Source organism: Chryseobacterium sp. HR92, from assembly GCF_045689405.1.
In the GTDB taxonomy this organism is placed as follows: domain Bacteria; phylum Bacteroidota; class Bacteroidia; order Flavobacteriales; family Weeksellaceae; genus Chryseobacterium; species Chryseobacterium viscerum_A.
This window is the reverse complement of the sequence record NZ_CP139139.1, coordinates 2,329,990-2,353,141: the sequence shown is the minus strand read 5'-3', so window position 1 is coordinate 2,353,141 and position 23,152 is coordinate 2,329,990. Positions and strand designations below refer to the sequence as shown.

18 protein-coding genes are annotated in these 23,152 nt (G+C 36.2%); 10 read left to right on the top strand and 8 right to left on the bottom strand.

The features are described 5' to 3' along the window. Positions 1–403 precede the first annotated feature (403 nt). From SFA27_RS10585 to SFA27_RS10555, 7 genes are all read left to right on the top strand, one after another. Entirely contained in the window at positions 404–1,195 is a 792-nt protein-coding gene (locus SFA27_RS10585) for a S1/P1 nuclease (protein ID WP_047374592.1), read from the top strand. Positions 1,196–1,710: 515 nt separating this feature from the next. Next, positions 1,711–2,577, top strand: a complete 867-nt coding sequence (locus SFA27_RS10580; RefSeq protein WP_002979276.1) for an RNA polymerase sigma factor RpoD/SigA — start codon at positions 1,711–1,713, stop codon at positions 2,575–2,577. 233 nt (positions 2,578–2,810) lie between these two features. Further along, on the top strand, positions 2,811–3,149 hold the full coding sequence (locus SFA27_RS10575) for a hypothetical protein (RefSeq protein ID WP_407298005.1): 339 nt from the start codon (positions 2,811–2,813) through the stop codon (positions 3,147–3,149). Next, a complete protein-coding gene (locus SFA27_RS10570; RefSeq protein ID WP_407298004.1) occupies positions 3,071–3,418 on the top strand; it encodes a hypothetical protein in 348 nt (115 codons plus the stop codon). Before SFA27_RS10575 ends, SFA27_RS10570 begins: the two co-directional genes overlap by 79 nt. 15 nt (positions 3,419–3,433) lie before the next feature. After that, entirely contained in the window at positions 3,434–3,934 is a 501-nt protein-coding gene (locus SFA27_RS10565; RefSeq protein ID WP_047374583.1) for a GNAT family N-acetyltransferase, read from the top strand. Between the two features lie 14 nt (positions 3,935–3,948). Continuing rightward, positions 3,949–5,067 carry an FAD-dependent monooxygenase gene (locus SFA27_RS10560; RefSeq protein ID WP_407298003.1) on the top strand — a complete coding sequence of 373 codons (1,119 nt, stop codon included), beginning with the start codon at positions 3,949–3,951 and terminating at the stop codon, positions 5,065–5,067. 77 nt (positions 5,068–5,144) lie between these two features. Then, the gene (locus tag SFA27_RS10555; protein WP_407298002.1) at positions 5,145–7,178 is read left to right on the top strand and encodes a S9 family peptidase; all 2,034 of its coding nucleotides are present in this window, start codon (positions 5,145–5,147) and stop codon (positions 7,176–7,178) included. A gap of 407 nt (positions 7,179–7,585) precedes the next feature. On the opposite strand, the gene SFA27_RS10550 is transcribed toward SFA27_RS10555, so the two are convergent. The 5 genes from SFA27_RS10550 to kdsA form a co-directional block, all read right to left on the bottom strand. Then, positions 7,586–10,252, bottom strand: a complete 2,667-nt coding sequence (locus SFA27_RS10550) for a multicopper oxidase domain-containing protein (protein WP_407298001.1) — start codon at positions 10,250–10,252, stop codon at positions 7,586–7,588. Positions 10,253–10,341: 89 nt separating this feature from the next. Beyond that, positions 10,342–10,815: a DUF3347 domain-containing protein gene (locus tag SFA27_RS10545; RefSeq protein WP_407298000.1), complete on the bottom strand. Its 474-nt coding sequence runs from the start codon at positions 10,813–10,815 to the stop codon at positions 10,342–10,344. A gap of 120 nt (positions 10,816–10,935) precedes the next feature. Then, a complete protein-coding gene (locus SFA27_RS10540) occupies positions 10,936–11,316 on the bottom strand; it encodes an HYC_CC_PP family protein (RefSeq protein ID WP_264517836.1) in 381 nt (126 codons plus the stop codon). A gap of 180 nt (positions 11,317–11,496) precedes the next feature. Continuing rightward, positions 11,497–13,734, bottom strand: a complete 2,238-nt coding sequence (locus tag SFA27_RS10535; RefSeq protein ID WP_047374572.1) for a TonB-dependent siderophore receptor — start codon at positions 13,732–13,734, stop codon at positions 11,497–11,499. A 43-nt stretch (positions 13,735–13,777) separates the two neighbouring features. Next, a complete protein-coding gene (gene kdsA / locus SFA27_RS10530) occupies positions 13,778–14,587 on the bottom strand; it encodes a 3-deoxy-8-phosphooctulonate synthase (protein WP_264517835.1) in 810 nt (269 codons plus the stop codon). Between the two features lie 120 nt (positions 14,588–14,707). Here kdsA and SFA27_RS10525 point away from each other — a divergent pair, with 120 nt between their 5' ends. From SFA27_RS10525 to budA, 3 genes are all read left to right on the top strand, one after another. Next, a complete protein-coding gene (locus SFA27_RS10525) occupies positions 14,708–15,610 on the top strand; it encodes an AraC family transcriptional regulator (RefSeq protein WP_407297999.1) in 903 nt (300 codons plus the stop codon). A 70-nt stretch (positions 15,611–15,680) separates the two neighbouring features. Next, entirely contained in the window at positions 15,681–16,463 is a 783-nt protein-coding gene (locus SFA27_RS10520) for an SDR family NAD(P)-dependent oxidoreductase (RefSeq protein ID WP_407297998.1), read from the top strand. A 1-nt stretch (position 16,464) separates the two neighbouring features. After that, on the top strand, positions 16,465–17,298 hold the full coding sequence (gene budA / locus SFA27_RS10515; protein WP_407297997.1) for an acetolactate decarboxylase: 834 nt from the start codon (positions 16,465–16,467) through the stop codon (positions 17,296–17,298). 59 nt (positions 17,299–17,357) lie between these two features. Here the strand turns inward: budA and SFA27_RS10510 are convergent, their stop codons facing one another. From SFA27_RS10510 to SFA27_RS10500, 3 genes are all read right to left on the bottom strand, one after another. Beyond that, on the bottom strand, positions 17,358–17,885 hold the full coding sequence (locus SFA27_RS10510) for a DUF1697 domain-containing protein (protein WP_047374562.1): 528 nt from the start codon (positions 17,883–17,885) through the stop codon (positions 17,358–17,360). A 141-nt stretch (positions 17,886–18,026) separates the two neighbouring features. Next, positions 18,027–19,520: a hypothetical protein gene (locus SFA27_RS10505; RefSeq protein ID WP_407297996.1), complete on the bottom strand. Its 1,494-nt coding sequence runs from the start codon at positions 19,518–19,520 to the stop codon at positions 18,027–18,029. Between the two features lie 88 nt (positions 19,521–19,608). Next, on the bottom strand, positions 19,609–23,094 hold the full coding sequence (locus SFA27_RS10500; RefSeq protein ID WP_047374556.1) for a DUF2723 domain-containing protein: 3,486 nt from the start codon (positions 23,092–23,094) through the stop codon (positions 19,609–19,611). Between the last annotated feature and the right edge of the window lie 58 nt (positions 23,095–23,152).

The following is a 23,152-nucleotide window of genomic DNA, read 5'->3' as shown; positions in this document are numbered from 1 at the left end:
TAATTTTATCCTAAAAATAATAATTTATTGACATTAAAAGGAATAATTTCAAGCAAATTCCGTAAAAATACGGTAAATAGAAAGTTCATTTGCTTTTTTTAATTTAAAATTACCTGTTCAGAATCAATTGTTTAGAATTTAAAATTCAAGGTTTAAAGTTGAGATTAAGTTTTTTGGGCTTCCTTTTTTATATAAAGGATCTCACGTCCTGTTATTCTCAATTCTACGCTCCCCTGCTTCTCGTTAATTACTTCTGAAAAATATAAGTTTGCAAACGTAACATAAATAGGGATTTTATTTAGATTAAATTTTATTAACATCATCTTATGGAATAAATTCAGGATAATGCATGCTCATTCCGAAAGCGGGCCGTATCTTTGCAGACTGAAAATTGTTATTTAAAATGAAAAGTATTTATTCTAAAATTCTGATTTTAGCATTCATGGCCTCTTCACTTTATTCTTATGCGTGGGGATTAACGGGACACAGGGTTATTGCAGACATTGCACAAAACCACCTTTCCCGCAAAGCAAGAAGAGAGATTAAAAAGATCATGGGAAAAGAGCGTCTGGCTTACTGGGCCAACTGGCCGGATTTTATCAAATCTGATACCACAGGCGCATGGAAGCAGGCTTCATCATGGCATTATGTAAACATCGATCCAATGACTGATTTTAAAGCTTTTGAACAAAATTTAAAAGCACAGGCAGGACCAAGTCTTTACACTCAGGTAAACACCTTGTCTAGCCAGATCAAAGACAAAAACACTTCTGAAAAAGACAGAAAAATTGCTTTAATTTTCCTTATCCATATTATGGGAGATCTTGCACAGCCTCTTCACGTAGGAAGAGCGGAAGATTTAGGTGGAAACAAAATCAATGTTACTTATTTCGGGGAAAAAACTAATTTACACTCTGTTTGGGACGGAAAATTGGTAGATTCTCAAAAATACAGTTACACGGAATATTCTAAGCTTTTAGATATCAAATCTAAAGAAGAAGTAGCACAGATACAATCCGGGACACTGGAAGACTGGTTATATGATTCTCATAAAATTGCCAACAAGATCTATGCACAGACTCCTAACGATTCTAAATTATCTTACGACTATCAGTATAAATTCAATGAAACGATGGAAAGGCAACTTCTATACGGAGGATTGAGACTTGCGAAAGTATTAAATGAGCTTTTCTAAATACGGATTGTAAGTTGTGTAGATTAAGTAATCAAAGACAGCTTAAAATAAATATTCTTAGATATAAAAACGGGACTTCGGTTTCGTTTTTTTTGTTTAGGGTTTAGGGTTTAGGGTTTAGGGTTTAGGGTTTAGGGTTTAGGGTTTAGGGTTTAGGGTTTAGGGTTTAGGGAAAGCTAAGAAACAATAATCTGTACAAAGGATTGCTTTGATTAATTTTTTGCTATTTAATAGTGTACTTTAATTTTAAACGAAATAAAATACAAAACACTCATTATCAAAAAAACTAAAATACTATTGAAATCACATTCATACATTTTACTTTTTTACATTATACAAAAAAACACTTTACCAAAAACAAAACCAACATATTGTTTTTCAACAAATTACACAATATAAAAAAGACATTAACATATTGTACATTAAACATTCCACAAAAAATACTGCACCTTGTGTAACCTTTCTACCTTTTCATACGTATATATTATAGTAACTCTTTTTTGAGGATAAAATAAATGAGACAATTAAAAATCACTAAGCAGGTTACCAACAGGGAAACTGCTTCATTAGACAAGTATTTGCAGGAAATTGGTAAAGTGGAACTGATCACTGCGGACGAAGAAGTAGAATTGGCACAAAGAATACGTGCTGGCGACAGAGCCGCATTGGAGAAATTAATCAAAGCCAACCTTCGTTTCGTAGTTTCTGTATCTAAGCAATACCAAAATCAAGGTCTTTCTTTACCCGATTTGATCAATGAAGGTAACTTAGGATTAATGAAAGCGGCAAAAAGGTACGATGAAACTAGAGGTTTCAAATTTATCTCTTATGCAGTATGGTGGATCCGTCAATCAATTTTACAGGCTTTGGCTGAGCAGTCAAGAATTGTAAGACTTCCGTTGAATAAAATTGGTTCTATCAACAAAATCAATAAAGCATACGCTCACCTTGAGCAGGAAAATGAAAGACCACCTTCTCCGGAAGAATTGGCTGAAGTTCTTGACATGAGCGAAGAAGATATCAAAGAATCTATGAAAAACTCCGGAAGACACCTGTCTATGGATGCACCTTTAGTAGAAGGTGAAGATTCTAATCTTTATGATGTATTACGTTCAGGAGAATCTCCAAGTCCTGATAAAGATCTGATGCTTGAATCTCTACAAATTGAGATTGAAAGAGCATTGAATACCTTGACGCCTAGAGAGGCTGACTTGGTAAGATTATACTTCGGATTGAACGGAAAACACCCAATGACTTTAGAGGAAATTGGTGAAACTTTCGATCTTACAAGAGAGAGAGTTCGTCAGATCAAAGAAAAAGCAATTAAGAGACTAAAACACAATACCAGAAGCAAGATCCTTAAATCTTACCTGGGTAAATAATTTTAGCGTAAAAAATTTTATAGGCGGAGTCTGTTTTCAGGCTCCGTTTTTTTTATTTACTCCAAAGGCAACAAATAGGATCAATTACATTCAATCTGTAGAATTTTGTAACATTTTTCACCGTTTGTTCAACTAATTAAAATCATATCCTCTATTCATTTGCGATAAAATCTAATTGACTAATTTTAGTTATTGGGATATGATGTTGATAATACACCAAAATAAAACAGACTATGAAAAAAATACTCTTCGCCTCTACCCTGGCTTTATCCATACTTTCCTGCAGAGAAAATAAATTACGGCAAGCTCCTGTGGTAGAAAATGCAGTTGATAATGCTGAATCTTCAGTTTCAGAATCTATTAAGAAAAATACCAGATACTCCTCACGTAGCGGAAATCTTGTTCATGAAATCTATGAGGAGCTTATAAAAAATGATAAATCCTTACAGGAACTAGACAACAGAATAGAAAATATTCAAAGGAAGCTGAAACGGTGCTTTCAGAATATACAGATATTATTGGTAAATCAGAAACATACTATAATGATGCTACTACATTATCTGGCTCTTTAACCGATTCCATTACCAAAAAACAGATTGAAGAAGAAATAAAGGTAAGCTCTGCAAGATATGATGTAAAAACGCAAGCTATCAGAGACCTCATCGGTAAAATAAAGGCAAATAAAGCAGTGCTTTATGATCAATATATTGTATTTAAAATCAGAAAGACCCTTCCTGAGATTGAAAAATATCAAAACGCTCATCCTCTGAAAACAGACAATCTCAATCAATTCATCAATAAGCAGAATCAACTTCTGGAGGAATTGAAAAAATTAAAATAAACACCATTACACCTCATGAAATATACAACCCAATGGCTTACCGATAAAAGCCGCGTAAAAGAACTCGTAGACTTTTTTATTACCCATAAAACAGACTCTTATATTTCTCATGGCGAAATGATGTCCGGAAGAGCTATAGATTCACATCACTGGAATCCTGATCTTGAAGTGATTCTGACAGAACAACTGATTACAGATTTTAATTCTGATGGCAGTTCCAAGCTGAATATTTTAATTACAGAAAATGAAGATGGGGAAATTGTCGGCATGATGGTTTTCAACGTGATCAACAGCCCTTTTAAAAAGTATGCGATTCTGGAAGACATGCTTCTGGATCAGTCTGTGAGAGGCCAATCCCTTGGAAGTACTCTTCTGGAAAAGGCTATTCATGAATCTAAAAACTGGAATATCAGCTTTATTCTTCTGGAAAGCGGAGTCAATAATCATGGCGCTCACAACTTTTTTAGTAAGTACGGTTTTAAAAAGGTATCGGAAAGCTATATTTTAACATTATAAGTTGAATAATGTCTATGAACACCATTTCAATCATCGGAGCCGGAATCGGGGGACTTACCCTCGGAAATGTACTGAAACAGCACCAGTATGATTTTTCGATCTATGAATCTGCTCCCGAAATAAAACCTGTGGGAGCTGGAATTATGATGGCCATAAATGCAATGCAGGTTTTTGACCGATTGGGTTTAAAAGAAAAGATTGAAAATGCAGGTAATAAAATTCACAGAATTATTATCGCTAACGAATCCTTACAGCTTATTTCAAAAACAGAAATTCTGGAGCTGGAAACTAAGTACAACTCCTGTAATGTTGCCATTCACCGGGCGGATCTTCAGAAAATCCTAGCTGAAAATTTAAATTCTGATTCCATAATACTGAACCATTCATTACAAAAAATAAGAAAAGAGGAAAACTATATTTTAGACTTTGAAAATGGAAACCGGATTGAAAGTAAAATCGTTTTTGGAGCAGATGGCATAAAATCTCCTGTCCGAAATCAGATCCTGAAAACCGGAAGCATAAGGAACTCCGGGCAAAAATGCTGGCGTGGTCTGGTAGATTTTGATCTGCCGGAAAAACATCATCAGGAAGCTTTTGAGATGTGGGGAAAAGGAAAACGTTTTGGATTTGTAAAAATTTCTGGTAAAAAAGTGTACTGGTACGCCTGTATCAATGAAAAAAGTTTTGAAAGACATGTTGAAATTGCAGAGATCTTTAAGGATTTTGCTCCATTAGTTTTACAACTTATTGAAGCTACAACGAATGAAAATATTATTTGTAATATCATTTCCGACCTCGCTCCTATTCCTCAATGGTACTCTGAAAATCTTTGTCTGATTGGAGATTCCGCACATGCTACAACTCCCAATATGGGACAAGGTGCCTGCCAGGCCATTGAAGATGCTTATATCATTGGAAAATTACTGGATGAGCATCAGGATTTCAATATCATTTTTGAAAAATTCCAAAATATCAGAAAGAAAAAAGTAGATTATATTGTTAATACAAGTCGCAATATCGGAAAGGTTTCTCAATGGGAAAAGGGAAATTCGCTCCGTAATTTTCTAATGGGACTGATTCCTGAAAGCATTAATCAGAAAATGGCTAAAAAGATAATTGAACTGGAAATGTAGAGACTGCAATCGTAAGAAAAAGATAAAATTTAAAAAATTATATTCGATTTTATTAATAACAACTAAAAATTAACAACATGAAAAAAATCTTTTATGTATTGCTCCTACTTATAGGAGTTCATACAGCACGAGCACAGGAGGTCCCGGTACTGGACAGAGGTTTATTCTTTGGTAACCCGGAAATTTCCGGAGGACAATTGAGTCCGGATGGGAAATGGATTTCCTTTACGAAAGAATATGGAGGCATCATGAATATCTGGGTAAAAAAAATTGATGAACCTTTTGAAAAAGCACGCCCCCTAACAGACAGCAAGCGCCCAATGAATGGATATTTCTGGTCAGAAGACGGAAAGTATATTCTTTATGTAAAAGATGGTAATGGTGATGAAAACATGAATATTTTCGCCGTTGATCCCATGGCAAAAGTAACCACCGGAGTTCCGGAATCAAGGAATATAACACCTCTTAAAGATGTAACTGCCCAGATCTACATGGTAAGCAGAAAAGATCCTGATCTATTGATGATTGGCCTGAACAATCGTGATAAGGCATGGCATGATTTATATTCATTGAAAATTTCTACAGGCGAACTGAAAAAGATTTACGAGAATACAGACCGTATCACAAGCTATGAATTTGACTGGGATGAAAAATTAAGAGTTCTGTCCAAAACAGATGATAAGGGAACTACCCAGTTTTTTTATAAAGAAGGAGATAAACTCACTCCTATTTATGAGACTTTAGTAACAGAAAGCGCCTATATCTCAAACTGGAACGAAGATAATTCTAAATTCTATCTGGTAACCAACAAAGGAAATCTTGACAAATCTACCTTATTCCTGATGGACCCGAAAACCAAACAGATTACAAAAATAGAAAGCGATCCTAAAGATAAAGTGGATTTCGGAGGATTGTTCCTGGACAGAAATACCAGAAAGATGATTTATACCTCTTATACCGGAGATAAAACAGAGTATTACTGGAAAGACAAAACCTGGGAGGCAAACTATAAATTTCTGCAAAGTAAATTCCCTGGAAGAGAAGTTAATTTTTCAAGTTCAACCAACGACTATTCTAAATTTTTAGTTGCTGTGGGAGGTGATAAATATGCTTCTAAAGCTTACTTCTTCGATGCCAAGACAAAACAGCTGCTATTTCAGTATACTCCAAGAACAGAATTAAAAAAAGTTGAAAAGTATCTGGCAGCTATGACTCCTATCAGCTATAAAAGCAGTGACGGCCTTGAAATTCCGGCTTATCTGACATTACCTGTAGGTTCATCCGGCAAAAATGTTCCTATAGTTGTTTTGGTCCATGGAGGTCCAAAAGGTCCGAGGGATTATTGGGGATACAATTCAACAGTACAGTTTTTAGCCAACCGGGGATATGCTGTACTGCAACCAAACTTCAGAGCAAGTGGCGGTTATGGTAAAAAATTCCAGAATGGCGGAGATCTTCAGTGGGGAAAACTAATGCAGGATGATATCACCTGGGGCGTAAAATACCTTATTGATCAGGGAATTGCAGATAAAAATAAAGTAGTGATTATGGGAGGAAGCTACGGTGGATATGCAACACTCGCAGGATTAGCATTTACCCCAGACGTATATGCTGCAGGTGTAGATATCGTAGGGCCAAGTAACCTCTTTACTCTATTAGATTCAGTTCCTGCTTATTGGGAGGCTGCACGCGCTTTCCTTTATGGGATGGTAGGTGATCCCAAAACTGAAGAAGGCAAAAAACGCATGCAGGAAGCAAGCCCTTTATTCAGTGTAGATAAAATCAATAAGCCATTACTGATTGTTCAGGGAGCTAATGATCCAAGAGTAAAACAGGCTGAAGCAGATCAGATTGTCATTGCGCTTCGTGATAAAGGCAAAAAGGTTAACTATATTCTTGCTGATGATGAAGGCCATGGATTCCGTAAACCTGTAAACAGCATGGCAATGTATGCTGAAACCGAAAAATTCCTTGCAGAAGTAATTGGGGGAAGATATCAGAAAGAAATGCCTGAAAATGTAGCAAAACGTCTGAAAGAAATGACCGTTGATATTTCAAAAGTGACTTATACACCAGCAAAAACTGAAAAAGCTGCAGGAGCTTCTAAATAAAAGCATTTATATAAATTATATAAAGCCATCTTATGAAAATAAGGTGGTTTTTATTTTTAAAAAATCAGCGCTCCATCAAGCCATAACTATCTAATAAATATTTAAAATTAGAAAGCTTTTAAAGACACTTTGTAATAAAATGGTTATGTGTTTTTTTAAACGCAAAGGTTCCATCTTTAACCTGTAATATTTTAAGGGAGCAAAGCCGGAATCAATTTCATTGATTCTTTCTAAGCGAATGTATTACTTAAGCTTCATCAGCGACAAAGTCGCAGTTCTTTGCCACCTAAAATTAAGCATTAGAATTACCTATTCTTTGCGTTTACAAAAAAAACTCTATACTAGCATTTACCTAACCAAAAAAAGCTGCCTCAATGAGACAGCTTTTTTAATATAATTTAGCTTTTTTAATAAGTGAAAGTAACACCAGCACCCCAACCTATCTCTTTATCATAGTTTCCGGAAAGGGAAAACCATTTTTGTACAATATATCTGAGTCCTGTAGAAAACTCACCGTCGGAATTGACACTAAAGTTTCCTCTCAGTCTTCTGGAAAGTGGGATATCCTCACGGCTAAGTTCTAATAATACTTTCCCGTTTTGGTCTACACTTGCATCAGCCGTAATCAACATGGGTAGAACATACTGCATCCCTATTATTAATGCAAATCTGTTTTTTGAAGCTTTCTGCTGCCCAAACCAGGTCTTTTTACCATGAAAGTCCATTCCCAGATCTTCTGACATCTGTCTCTCCATGATCTCATGATTTTTCTGAACTCTGAATCCTGCATAAGGCAATGCCCACTGGAATTTCCCTAGAAAACGACCTACTTTTGCACTCCCTTCAAAATGATCAAAATTCCAGTTGGAATGAAATTCATTCAGGTTGGCCCATCTTGGTCCAAACATCGTCATTGTTTCTGCGTGGATCTTATTGCTTGCAACATCCAGCATTGCCATAGAACTGGTCATTTTATTATCTTGTATAAAATTTTTCCAGGCCAGTTTTCTGTTCGGGAGCTGTGGATTCGGTTTTGAGTTTTCATAACTGAAGATTCTTCCCATTCCTGCCATCATATGATATAAAATATGACAGTGGAAAAACCAGTCCCCATCCTGGTTGGCTGCAAATTCTATTGTCACCGTTTCCATCGGCATGATATCCACTACATTTTTCAGGGGAGAATATTCTCCTTTTGAATTGATCAGCCTGAAATCATGACCGTGAAGGTGCATCGGGTGGCGCATCATAGAATTATTATATAGTTTAATCCTAAGAACTTCTCCTTTTTTGATCATTATTTTATCTGTTTCTGTTACGGTTTTGTTATCCAATGTCCACAGATAATGGTTCATATTTCCTTCCAGCGTAAATTTCATTTCCCGAATGCTGTCCGCAGGAAGAATGGTTTTTTCAGGAGATTTCAGAATATTATAAGACAGTCTCTTGATTGTTTTCTCTTCCTTCATCTCCATACCTGAGTGTTGAGAATGATCTTCATTTTTATCTTCTTTGGTTTTTATTCCCATCATCTCATTGATATGCTTTGCCGTAGTTTTTCTCTGGCTTTCAGATAATTCCGGATACATCACTTCGTTCATATCCATCATCTGATTTCCCATCGTCATATTCATCGGCTTCATATTTCCGCTCATCTCCATCATGCCGTTCATCATTTTCATTCCTTCAAAAAGCATCAGCCTTGGAAGATTGGGAGCTTCAATTTTTTCACCAGAGCCCAGCCAAAGGGAGGCATGTCCTATTCTGTCTTCAGAAGTCGCCCTGAATTCAAAGCTTTTATTCTCTGGAATAGTTACTTCAATATCATACGTTTCAGAAACTCCGACAATCAGACGGTCAACTTCTACCGGAACAACATCATTACCATCGTTTCCAACCACTTTTATCTTTCCACCGCCATAATTCAGCCAGAAATAGGTAGATGAACCACCGTTAGCGACTCGCAGTCTTACTTTGTCACCAGCTTTCAGACCAGAATACTCTGAGCTTGGAGTACCATTAATTAAGAATTTATCATAATAGACATCACTTACATCCATGGCTTCCATTCTTTTCCATTCATTCAGGGCTTTTGTTCCCAGATTCCCGGATTTAATCGCTTCCCAGTAACTCTGTACAGCGTTTTTCTTTACCGCATACCAGTCTGTATTGGCCATATGAAGTCTTCTTGCAATCTGCATGGGATCGTCATCACTCCAATCTCCCAGCAATACCGGAATCTCAGCATTGTATTCTGTTTTGGGTTCTCCTTCTCTTTTTTTGAAAACCAGGATACCATTCATACCTATCTGTTCCTGCAGCGCTTCATGAGAATGATACCAGTACGTCCCGTTTTGAGAGATTCTGAATTTATATAAATGAGTTTCTCCGGGCGTTACGGGTTTTGTTGTAAGGTATGGTACTCCGTCATGTTCATTAGGAAGAATTACTCCATGCCAGTGCAGTCCTGTATTTTCTTTAAGCATATTGTGCAGATAGATCTCAGCAGTGTCTCCTTCCGTAAAATATAGAGTCGGAGCCTGAAGTTTACCATTAATTGCAATTGCCCTTCTGTTTTTTCCTGTAAAATTAACAATGGTATCTTTTACATAGAGATCATAACGAACCGTTTTTCCTCCAAAAGTAATTCTTCCGTTTTCAGAGTTTCTTTTTAAAACAGAACCCTCTTCTTTCGATTTATCTGTATGGGAATGATCTTCTTTTTCCTCAAGTTCCATCCCACATTTCGGACATTTTCCCGGCTTGTCTGAAACTACTTCCGGATGCATCGGACATGCATAAGTAGCATTATTTATATTTTTATGATCTATTTTTTCAATTTTACCCTTATTTATTTTTGTTTCCGAGGGTTTTGTCTTTGTCTCAGTTATAGATTTCGCTTCCGATTTTATGGCAGTAGTCTTTTTCACCAGGGTCATTCCGCATTTCGGACAGTCTCCAGGTTTAGAGGACACCACTTCAGGATGCATCGGACAAGTATAAACGTTTTTTGTAGTTTGAGCGAAATTCAATACAGAGAACAAAAGTACCAGAAACATTATCAGCTTTTTCATAATATTTCGAACTTTTTAGAAGCCGCACAGCTTAAAGTTAATTATAATTCAAGCCATGCAACTTATTATTTTAAAGAACTGTACGTAAATTATTTAATCTCCGACTTTACACTTCCGCATGAAAGCATAGATTTTCCGTAGTATGGATTAGCAATTTGTTTTTCATTGCTTAGCCAGCTTCCGTCTGCCATCGGGCAATATTGAACGTAGACTGGTTTGTCAGAAAGTTTGAATTGTTTGGTCAGAGCAATCATATTGTCTGAAAGATTTAAAAAGGTTTCTCTTTGTGCGGCAACATTTCTCGCCTCAGAAATGACAGAGGCATCTTTTCTGAGAACATTGAGATTTCCTTCCGAAACTACTTTATAATCAATTGCAGAAGCTGTTTTAATGAATTCTACTGCTGCTTTTGAAGTTTTGTCAGCATCATCTGAAGCTAAAGCTGATTTGATAGCAATATAGTTCTGATACAGCTTTGAGACCTGAGCATCTTTTTTAGATTGAGCTGATAATGAAACGATTGAGAATAATGATAAAGCTGCTGTGATGATATATTTTTTCATTGTTTTAAATTTTAGAATTAATTTTTAATAAAGAATAATGGGTTACGCATCAGTAAATGCGTCAGGACATGTCGCCCGTAACAGTATAAGTTGTATTATACCTGAAACGACTGACAGATTCTAAATTCTAAAATTACAATGATTGATATAAATAGGTACCGGCCGGTATTCTGGCGGTGCATTGATCTGAATTTGAGTAAACTTCGTTGCAGAAAAAGATTTATCAATGAAAGTAAACTGATGTTTCACCGGAATATCTGAAACCGCACTTAAGAAATCAACGTTAAGATAATCAGATTTCTGAGAATCGTCTACTTTTACTATTTTGATTTCCGTTTTGCAGCATCCCTTTTTTTCCTTAACACCACATTTTGCACAGATGTCATCTGCTTTCTGGCTTACAGAAACAAATTCTTTCATACAATAATGAATGCTAAAAGCTGCTCCGGAAGAAAACCCGAAGTAGAAAATAGAAAACACTATGGCTAGAATCTTTTTCATTGGTAAGACAAAGGTAAAAATATCTCTGAAACCGTTGTTATAGAATTTGGTAATGTTGTTATAAAATTCTGGAAAATAAAAAGCTTCTGAAAATTCAGAAGCTTTTTATTTTATTATTTTCTCTCACAGATTAAGCAAATTAGGCAGATTTTCATGAAGGCCATTGCTTACATTTCAATTTTATAGTTTGAATTCCAGTTTTACATTAAAGAAACGTCCTGTAAGACGTACCGGAACCGGATACATATAATTGCTGTTATAATCTGTGATCCATTGGTTAGCAACAGTATTGTTGATGTTGAATGCGTTGAAAACCTGAACACCTAATGTCAGTTCCTCAAAATTACCCCAGAAACCGGATCTTTTATTTTTTTCTTTCGGATCGATAAATACCTTTGTCAATCCTAAGTCTACTCTTTTATAGGCAGGAAGAGTCTGCTGATAATTATAAGCTGAACCAAAATCAGGCTGTCCGTTACTGTTGAACATTACCGGAGCTCCTGTAGGTAATCCCATAGCATATACCAAAGTAAGATTTACACGCATAGACGGGAAACTTGGCATATAGTCCTGATAAAACATCGCAAACCTTAACCTCTGATCTGTAGGTCTCGGAATATCTCCTCTTCCATCAATATTCTCATATACTCTTGCATAACTCGCAGATAACCATGAATCTACACCAGGTACAAATTCACCAAATAATCTTGTATCAATACCATACGCATATCCTTTAGAATTATTCTGCCCGGAATAACGGATCCTAACATTATCCATATAATATGGAATCAGGTTATCCATTTTCTTATAATAAAGTTCCGTAGTCAGTTTAAATGGCCTGTCATACATCTGGAATTCATAATCATTGGCAAGAATGACCTGGATAGAGCGCTGCGATTTTATGTTAGAATTAAAATTACCGTCTAAATCTTTGATCTCTTTATAGAAGGGAGACTGATAATAGATACCCCCTGAAATTTTAAACAACATATCACTTTCCCAATCAGGCTTTATAGCAAACTGTGCTCTTGGAGAGAAAATAGTTTCTTTATTGAAACTCCAGTTGGCAACACGTACTCCCGCATTCACAAATACTTTACTGGCTCCCCAGTAGAACTTCTGTGAATACTGTGCGTAAGCTGAAAGTCTTGTAGGTTCGATATTGTTTTGTCCGGCAATATAATAAGCAAGCTTAAGATCTCCTGTAGTTCCGGTTCTCGGATCGATAACTTCCGGTCTTGGAAGACTGTATCCTGCAGAATCTACCAATTTCCATTCATTAGTAAGATCTTTTAGGTTTTCTTTCTCATATTTAAATCCAACTTCAAAGTCAGTATTCACATTGGGAGAAAATTTAGCTCTGAACTGAGTTCCATATGTTCTTACAAATAAGTCGTTTCTTGCATGTTCTATCTGTCCACCAACATCAAAAGAGGTAACAGGCTGCTGTGTCACAGGATCAAATGTCTGAAGCTCGTATCCTGAATATATTGTATAATATTCTCTTTCCCTGTTCTGATAGGCAAAGGCATCCAAAGTAAGCTTCCATTTGTCAGTCGGCTTATAGTTCATGGAAAATGTACCCATCATATTCTTATACTGGTCATTTTCTTTACCTGTGTATCCTATATTTACTGTTATAGGCTGCTGAAGGCTTCCAAATGTTACACTTTTTGCCTTAGGAATCATCTCATAATCATTCTTGGAATAATATCCGATGAATGACATGGAGAATTTATCACTGACATGATAATTCAGATAAGACTGGAAATCCCAGTACGTTGGATTAAAGTCAGTATCTTCTTTTAATGTATTAAGAACAAGATTGGTATTTCTGTATCTACCTGAAAATAAAGCCGTAAACTTCTTGTTTTTTGAAGCCAGGCCTGTAGTCAGTCTGCCTCCTATTAAACTGGCTTCTCCTGAAACTTCAAATTTTTCAGGTTCACGGTAATAGATATTTAAAGCAGAAGACATTTTATCACCATATTTGGCTTCAAATCCTCCTGCAGAGAAATTCACTGTAGAAACCATATCCGGATTGATGATACTCATTCCTTCCTGTTGTGAGTTTCTGATCAGGAAAGGTCTGTAAATCTCAATATCATTAATATAGATAAGGTTTTCATCATAGTTTCCACCGCGAACCATATATTGGGAAGACAGCTCGGTATTGGAGTTTACGGAAGGAAGTGTTTTAAGCAATCCTTCAATTCCACCGTTGATAGAAGCTACAGATTTTGCTTCTTTTGCTGAAATTCTCACATTGGTAAGGTCGTTGGTTCTTCCTGTTGTTTTTTTCTGGAAGACAACTTCCTCTATATCGGTCACTTTAGTGGTCGCTGTATCCTTTTTTCTTTGTTGGGAGAAAATCAGCATAGGGACCATAAGGCTTAGCGGTAAAACTAGTTTTTTCAAAAGAAATGTTTTAGAATTTCTAAAATTAATGTTTTTTTAACAATTACAAAATTGATTCTCTAATTCTTGTTAGTTTTTGTAACAAATCTTCTAATAAATCTAATCTTAACATGTTGGCACCATCAGATAATGCGGTTTCCGGTGTAGGGTGTGTTTCTATAAAAATTCCATCTGCACCTACTGCAATTCCTGCTTTGGCAACAGTTTCTATAAGATCCGGTCTTCCTCCTGTAACGCCTGAACTTTGATTAGGCTGCTGCAGAGAATGTGTAACGTCCAGAATCACAGGAGCATATTCTCTCATGGTAGGAATACCTCTGTAATCTACGATCAAGTCTGTATATCCGAAAGAATTTCCCCTTTCAATGATGGCTACTTTCTGATTGTTAGAATCTGTAATTTTCTGAACGGCAAACTTCATCGCTTCCGGTGAAAGGAACTGTCCTTTTTTCAAAGTCACACATTTTCCTGTTTGTGCTGCTGCCACCAATAAATCCGTCTGACGTACAAGGAACGCGGGGATCTGTAAAACATCTACATATTGTGCCGCCAATGCTGCATGTTCATTTTCATGAATATCTGTTGTTGTAGGAATATTGAACGTCTCTCCTACTTTTTTAAGGATTTCAAGAGATTTCTCTTCACCAATGGTTGTGAAAGAGTCTACACGGCTTCTGTTGGCCTTTTTGAAGCTTCCTTTGAAAATATAAGGAATATTATATTTATCTGTAATACTGATTACTTTTTCAGCAATTCTCAATGCCATATCTTCCCCTTCAATAATACAAGGTCCGGCAATAAGGAAAAAGTTTTTTGAGTCTTTGTGCGAAATATTATCTAAATACTGAATCATTTTTGTTGTAATTAAAAAGTTCAGTAAAAATACTGAGAAAGTTTCACAAACGGAAATTATTTGAAGGCTTTAACCATTCCTGATTACCGGCTATATTTTATTATTTTATAACTTTATACTATGAAAGCAAGAGAAACTTTGAAAGAATTTTATAGTCTGCACGGAAAAGAATATGATCAGGATGCTCATTTCAGCGTATACCGAAGAGAGGATTTTGAGTGCAGCAAAAGCTTAAAACCTGTCTACCGAAGAGATTTCTATAAAATATCAATGATGTGTGAAGGAACGGGAATATTGAGCTATGCAGATAAATTCATCAAGATTGACCGCCCTTCCATTATATTTCTCAATCCGCTGATTCCTTATTCCTGGGAACCTGATTCTCCAGTGCAGACCGGTTATTTCTGCCTTTTTACCGAGGAATTTGTAAGCCCGGAACTTAAAAATCAAAGCCTGTCTCAATCATCCTTATTTAAAGCAGGTGGAAATCATGTATTTTTTCCTGATGAAACCAGTGTACAACTGTTGAGAAATATATATGAAAATATGCTGGATGAAGCGAAGTCTGATTATGAAAACAAGTACAGTCTTCTCAGAAACTATATCCAGATCATCATGCATGAGGCTATGAAAATGCAGCCACCTCAAGTGTATGATCAACATTCAAATGCTGCCGAACGTATCAGCACATTATTTTCAGAGCTTCTCGAAAATCAGTTTCCGGTTAGCCCCGATAATGTTATGCTATTAAAAAATGCTAATGAATTTGCCACCCAGCTGAACATACACACTAACCATCTGAATAAAGCACTCAGGGAAACAACCGGCCAGACAACTTCCAACTGGATTACCGGCCGGATCATCAAAGAAGCAAAATCCCTGCTTCAGTTCAGCAACTGGAGTATCAGCGAAATTGCTTACTGCCTTGGCTTTGAACATTCTTCCAATTTCATCATTTCGTTCAAAAAAAGAACCGGAGATTCCCCCAACCAGTTCAGAAAAAGAATTCTTTCCAAATCATAACCTTTGATTTGTTCTGCATAATTATTTTATGACAGCACAGCCGAACTTTGTGTCATCTAAATAACAAATTATGACACATTCAACTTTTCAAGGAAAAACAGCGCTTATCACCGGAGGTACTACAGGTATCGGGCTGGCTGCTGCACAACTATTTTTAAAAAACGGTGCGCGGGTAGTCATCGCCGGCCGAAGGGAAGAACAGGGGAATACAGCTTTAGAAACTCTTCGTTCAATAGATCATAATGTACATTTTGTACAGACAGATGTCTCAAAAAGTGACCAGGTTCAGCATCTGATTAATGAAACTATCAGGTACTTCGGGAAGCTAGATATTGCATTCAATAATGCAGGAATTGAAGGACAGTTTTCAAGTATTGATAATACTTCCGAAGAAGAATTTGACAAAGTAATGAATATCAATACTAAAGGCATCTGGCTGGCCTGCAAATACGAAATTGAACAGTTTAAAAAGCAAAAAACCGGAGGAGTAATCGTCAACACTTCTTCATGGCTGGCCAGAGGAGCATCTTACGGATCAGCAGTGTATTCAGCAAGTAAAGCCGCAGTAGACGGACTGACAAAGGCCTTGACCATTGAAACAGCATCTGAAGAAATACGTATCAACAGCATTCAGCCGGGATACATACGTACTCCTATGTTTGACAGATTTTTTCCGGGAGAAAACGCCGAGGAAGCAATAGAACCCTTAAAAAAACATGCCCCAATAGGACGTTTTGCAGCCCCTGAGGAAGTGGCAGAACTGGTTTTATGGCTAAGCAGCCCCGCTGCTTCTTTTGTAATGGGCGAAAGTATTCTGGTAGACGGAGGTTTAGCCATTGGAGGACAGCGATAAAATGAAAAATATCTTTTATTTCATTTTATGGGCAGCAAGTAATCACTTCAATGCACAGCAAACGGATAACAGCAGTTCTTTATTCACAAATACAGCAAAAGATCACACAATGAAACCAGCAAAATACAATCAATTATATCAGTATGGAATTGCAGATGCATTTATAAGTGGTCTTTATAAGGGAACACTTTCACTGGAAGAGTTAAAATCAAAAGGCGATTTCGGATTGGGTGCACCGGATATGCTGGACGGAGAACTTACAATTCTGGATGGGCAGATATATCAGACGAAAGCTACGGGCCAGACTATCACTCCGGAAGATCAGTTTAAAACCTCTCTGGCTTTTGTTACTTTTTTCAGACCGGATCATACTTTCACTATTGAAGGTAAGGTGGATCATCAATCTGCCCTACAGGAAATCAATAAAATTCTACCAGGTAAAAATTCAATGTTTGCCATTAAAATAAAAGGAAAATTTACCCATGTGAAAACCAGAGCTTTCCCTCCCGTAGAAAAAGAACCATTTCCTGCATTAACTTCTATTTCCGACAAACAGAAGATTTTTGATTTCTCAGATATTGAAGGTACTCTAGTTGGTTTTTATCTTCCCGAATATTTAAACGGCATTAATATCAAGGGTTTCCATTTTCATTTCATTTCGTCGGACAGAAAATCCGGTGGCCATGTTCTGGATTTTGAAGGGGAAAATGTAAAGATATCTGTAGCCGCATTAAAAAGGTTCCATCTTGAAACTCCTGAAAGTAAAGATTTCCAGAATTTCCAATTTGAACATAAAAGTAATGAGGCATTGGAACAACTGGAGCAGCGAAAATAATCCAGACAGATTTTAAATATTGAAAAAGCAGACTTCATATAGTAATGAACCTGCTTTTTTTAATTCATCTTTTTTAAAACCTTCTCAAACGTATTCACATTCCTGCTGGTAAACTGATCTTTAAGACTTTTCTTTCCTAAAACTTTCCCAAAGGTAGAATCTAAAGTGTTCCCCTTCGGAACCTGCCAGTAAAATAGATCATTGATAATTTCTGCCTTTTCATTTTCTGCCTGAGCCGCTTTCTGAAACTCTTCCATCAGAACTTTTTCAACGCCTGGAATCCCAACAAAACTATAAATATGGAAATTATCATTCTTTTCAAAGGGAATACTGTTCCAGAAAACCTCTGTCTCTGCCTGAGATTTTACAAACAGAAAGGCTTCATAAGAAAAATGATCAGACATGGCTTTTTCCAGAATTGTCTTTAAATCCTCCACACTCTTGTCTGAAGAAAATACAATGTTTCCGGAAGCTAATATTGAACTTACGTCTTTCATACCGGCATCTTTAAAAACCTGGCATACATCAGCCATTTTCATATTGGTTCCTTTTACGTTGACACCACGGAGAAAAGCACAGTATTTCATTTTTTTTTAGGGATTAGGGATTAGATACTAGGTTGCAGGGTTTGTATTGGGTTTGAGAGTTTGAGGGTATTAGAGTGAAAGAGTTAAGTTGTTTTGGGACTTAGTTTCTAAATTCTTTCAATTTTTAAATTTTTCAATCTTTTAATCAACTCTAATGTACAAATTATAGTCTGTTCCGGAAGGTTTCAGGTTGTAAATTTTTTCTAAAATCTTATTGTCACTTTTCAGATGATCTTTTACTCTGAATTCTTTCAGAAGTTTATAGTGAGTTTTATAGTACTCTGAATTTGTATTACTCTCTTCGTATAGATTTTGGTAAGAAAGAAGATATTTCGGTTTTCTTGTCTTTACGGTATTGATCCAGTAATTTACTTTATCCTTTTTAATTTCTTCCTGAATCTGCTTATCCACTAATCCTACCTCATCAATTGTTTTTAATCCTGAAAAATAAGGTACATAACCAGCAGGTTCCAATAGTATCCACTGATTTTTATCTTTTTCAAATTGATTTAAAAATGTTCCAATCGTTCTTCGGTAGTTCCACTCACCATTTCCAGTTGCAATACAGTGAACAGTCTGGAAAACTAGCATTGGGAAAATATAGAAAATAACAAGCAATGACAGCCATAGATTTCTCTTCTCTTTCTGTTCCAGCACAAAAATAAGAACAGGAACGAAAAGCAGCAGCTGCGGTACCCAGTAATACCAATCGAACAAGCTTTTCTGAGAAATAAAAATAATCTGTTTTGTCCATCCGAAAAGAAAAATCATCCACAAAAAGTAGTTTCTTTTCTCACGTTGTCTGATCAGATAAATAAAGCAAAGTAACTCAAAAATCAATATTACAACAGTCATAGGGTTGAAATCTCCGGGAACTTTCAGCATTCCCCAGAAGTTTCCGAAACTCTTAAAAAAGTAACCAATATGCTGTTGGATTGTAAAGTTCTCGCTATAAAGAAGTTTTTTTGCTGTAATGGTATTATTCACCAATTCACCGAAGTAAAACCAATTGAAAGCAACCGTAGATAAAACACCAAAAACACCTCCAAAAATATAATTCCATCTGATTTTTCTGTTCCAGAATAGATCTACGAGAAATACAATTCCCAGAAATATCACGGTATCAATCCTCGTAAACATAATTAACACAGGAAGAAGAGTCAACACCCATTTTTTTCCTTTATGAAATCCATAATACAACAATGCCATTTCCAGGAAAAACAGTATTCCATACTCCATTCCGAGAATTGAAATTTTAATAGCTGGTGGTAAAATGCCGATCAGAAATATAAAGATTGCCTTATGCCACCGGTTTTTAAGAACCAAATGAGAAAGCAGTAAAGTTCCTATCGTAAACAGTATAGAATTAAAAATCAAAAGAGGTTCAATAAAGTTTTCTTTTCCAAAAACAAGATTGAAAAGGTAAGATACAAAAACATAAAAATGGGTGGTAGATGCAGAAATTTTAGCATCTCCATTGAACCCGATTACGCCGTAATCCAGTAGATTCTGAGCCACTCTCCAGGTAATAAATGCATCTTCCTGGATATAATGTGTCAATAAAAAAAGAAGTTTAAAAGCAACCGTAGCAATTACAGCATAGATAGGGAACCTGCTATTTTTTGTTTCAGCCATTCTGTATTTTTAATTTCACAAATATAACCTTAATATTCAGGATTCCCAATAATAAAAAAACGGAACCGAAGTTCCGTTTTAAAATATTTTATTTTGTTGCTTTGATAATTGCTGTCGTTATCTGATTTTCTTTTTCCTTTGAATAAGTAGAATCATAAGGCTCCATCACATCAAATAAATACTGATAGAATGGTGTAATCTGCTGTACATTTTCAGACTCCTTCATTGCCTTCTCTTTACCCATTTCCTGAAGATCTTTTACAAATACATTGAACTTCTTATCAATAGGTTCTATAGATTTTACCAGATAAGCATATGCTTTTTCTTTCTGTCCGATTTTCGTATAAGCATCCGTTACTGCAGCTACTACAAGAGAATATTCCATAGGTTTTGTTCTCATTTGTCTTCTCAGGTAGCTTTGATCTGCTTTGGAAAGGCTTAAATAATAATCATATTCTTCAAAGATTCCTTTTTTAAGAACCTCAGCAATCTGAAGACCTTTCTGCTCCTGTCCAGCAATAATGTATCCTGATACAATTGAGCTTAATGAACGAGGGTCGTTATATTTCTCAGCAGGAATTTCTTTTGCTGCAAGATCCAGAATTTCTAATGCTTTAGCTTTCTGTCCGTTTAATGCAAGTGCTGCGGCAGCTCTGCTCGCGGACATTCTATAGCTGATGATATTAGAAGTTGCTGTTTCATCAAAGTGAGCATTCAGATTCTTGAAGTTCCCCCATCTGAAATTTTTCACTACATTATAAAGAGAATTAGCATCTACTCTTCCCATATCTCCATCAGCTGTTGGAGGGGTTTGGATAGGAATTAATCTATAGCTGAATCCGTCAAACTGAAGGTAATCGTTCAGATAGAAAATGTTTTCACTGTCATAAATACCTCCTGATGAGAAGTTGATTGGACGCTTCCAGTCGAAGTTTGCTAAAAGATCCATCAAAATCAGGTTGTTCTTATACAATGTATTTCCTTTGTAAGTAATCATGATCTGATTAGCCACTTTTGAAAGATCTTCTTTGTTGATGATTCCTGCTTTTAAAGCATTTTCTTTATTTACAGGAAGAATGAATTTGTTTACAGGAAGAATGTTATATTTTTCAAATTTCTCTTCCCCAAAATACATTTTCAATAACTCATCTTTTTCAGGAGATTTAAACTTAATGAATTCAATTGCTTGTTTCAATGTTAAAGAATCCTGAGTAAGATACTTTCTGAAAGACTGGAATTCTGTTTCCGGAGCCCCCTGCTCTTTCAACATAGAGAAAACACCTTCCCAGTCTTCTTTCTTCATCATATAGATCTGGTCATTTACACCATCTCTGTAATCTTCGTGTGTCAACTGGCTAGGGATTCCCATAGCGTTATAAGTTCTTCTTTTTATCTGGTCAAGGTTCCACGGAGTTGAAGCAAGGGTAAAGTTCACTACCTTCACATCATCTCTGAATCTTTCTGTTTCCTGGATTGCCCAAACCGGATAAGTATCGTTATCTCCGTAAACAAAAAGGATATCATTTTTCGGTAATGATTTTAAAACTGAATACGCGTAATCGTAAGCTGTATATCTGTTGCTTCTGTCATGAACATTGTAGTTCTGGAAGCCCATCATGAAAGGAACACCTAATAAAACCACTCCTAAAGCTATGTTTGCCCCGTTTGATTTTATTTTAGACTGTAAGAACCATAGAATGGCTCCTGCTCCCATACCAATCCATATCGCAAATGCGTAGAAGGAACCTACCATCGCATAATCTCTTTCTCTTGGTTCAAAAGGTTTTACTCCTGTATAGAAAATAATCCCGACACTTGTTAAAATAAATAAAGATAACAGGGCATAGAATCTTCCGAAGTCTCTGTTTAACTGGAAAAAGAATCCAATAAGACCTAAAATTAACGGCAGGAAGAAGAATTTTACCGTACTTTCATTTTTGAATTTAGCAGGTAGCTTATCCTGGTTTCCTACATTTACATTATCTATAAAAGGAATTCCGGAAATCCAGTTTCCTTTTGTGCTCTCCATGTTTCCTTCAAGGTCATTCTGTCTTCCTACATAGTTCCACATCAGGTATCTTACAAAGTAATATCCGTTCTGGAAAGAAATGAAATACTCCATATTCTGAAGGAATGAAGGCTTCTGAACATTGATAAGGTTATAAGGTTTTACTTTCAGATAATCTGCAGCAGTGATAGACTTGTCCTCATATTTCGCTCTCAGTTCATCAAAGATCTGCTTAGCCTGTGGATTATCTGCTACATCTTCATTAGCATAATTAAATGTAAAATCAGGAGCACCATACATTGAAATATAGTTTGCCATTACATCCTTATCCTCATTAAACATTCTCGGCATTAAGCTTACCTGAGATTTGTTGAAAACATAGTTGAAACGATCTCCGGTCTTTCTGTAAGTCCCGGTTTTTTCGTCTTTTTCGTAGATCTCTCCGGTTTTTTGTGTCTTAAAGCTTCCGTCTTCATTCTTCTCAATTCCATTTGCATCAAGGAATGCTGTATAGTTTTGTCCGTAGATTGTAGGCCAGTCACCATACTGTTCTCTGTTATAATAATCCAACATCCCAATTGCAGTATCCGGATCATTAAGGTTCATTGGCGGATTAGCATTGGCTCTGATAGGAATAACCATCCAGCAAGAGAATCCGATCATCATAAAAACCACAGATAATGCTGCAGTCTGGTAGATGTTTTTCTTTGCTTTCTTTGCATATTTGATTAAGAAATAGCAGATCGCTACCATTAAAACAAAAGCGGCAATCGTTCCGGAGTGGAAAGGAAGTCCAAGACCATTCACGAAGAAAATCTCAAGTCTTCCGAACATCGTCATAATCAAAGGGAAGATAATTTTGAAAACAATAATCAAAATCCCCAATGTAATAAGATTTGCCCAGATAAAATTTTTCCAGGTAAATTTATAGTTTCTTGCATAATATACCAGACATACTGCAGGAATTGCCAGCATACCCATCATATGCACTCCTACCGAAAGTCCTAAAACGAAGAAAATAAGAATAATCCATCTTTCACTGTCTCCCGCTTTGTACTCATTTTCCCATTTGGTGATCAACCAGACCAAAAGCGCGATAAACATAGAAGCCATAGAATAAACCTCACCCTCTACTGCTGAGAACCAGAATGTATCTGAAAAGGTAAAGCAAAGTGCTCCAACCGCTCCGGCAAATAAAATAGAGATTTCCTGATGTTTTGTAATTTCTTCAAAATCTTTGTTTAAAAGTCTTCTCACAAAATGGGTGATCGTCCAAAACAAAAATAAAATAGTCAGCGCACTGAACAATGCAGACATCGCGTTGATCACGATAGAATAATTTTCGCCTTTCCCTAATGCAAAAATGGCTGCCACGGCACCCACTATCTGGAATAAAGCAGCTCCGGGAGCGTGCGTTACTTCAAGTTTTACTGCAGAAGAAATGTACTCGCCACAATCCCAAAAACTGAAATTGGGTTCTATGGTGGACAAGTACGTGAAAAACGCAATGACGAAAATCACCCATCCTGAAACGGTGTTCCATTGCCTAAAAGTCCAATTTTTCATAGTATTAAATCAATTATGCGAAAATAAGGCTTTTATCTTATTTTATGCGGGTTTTAAC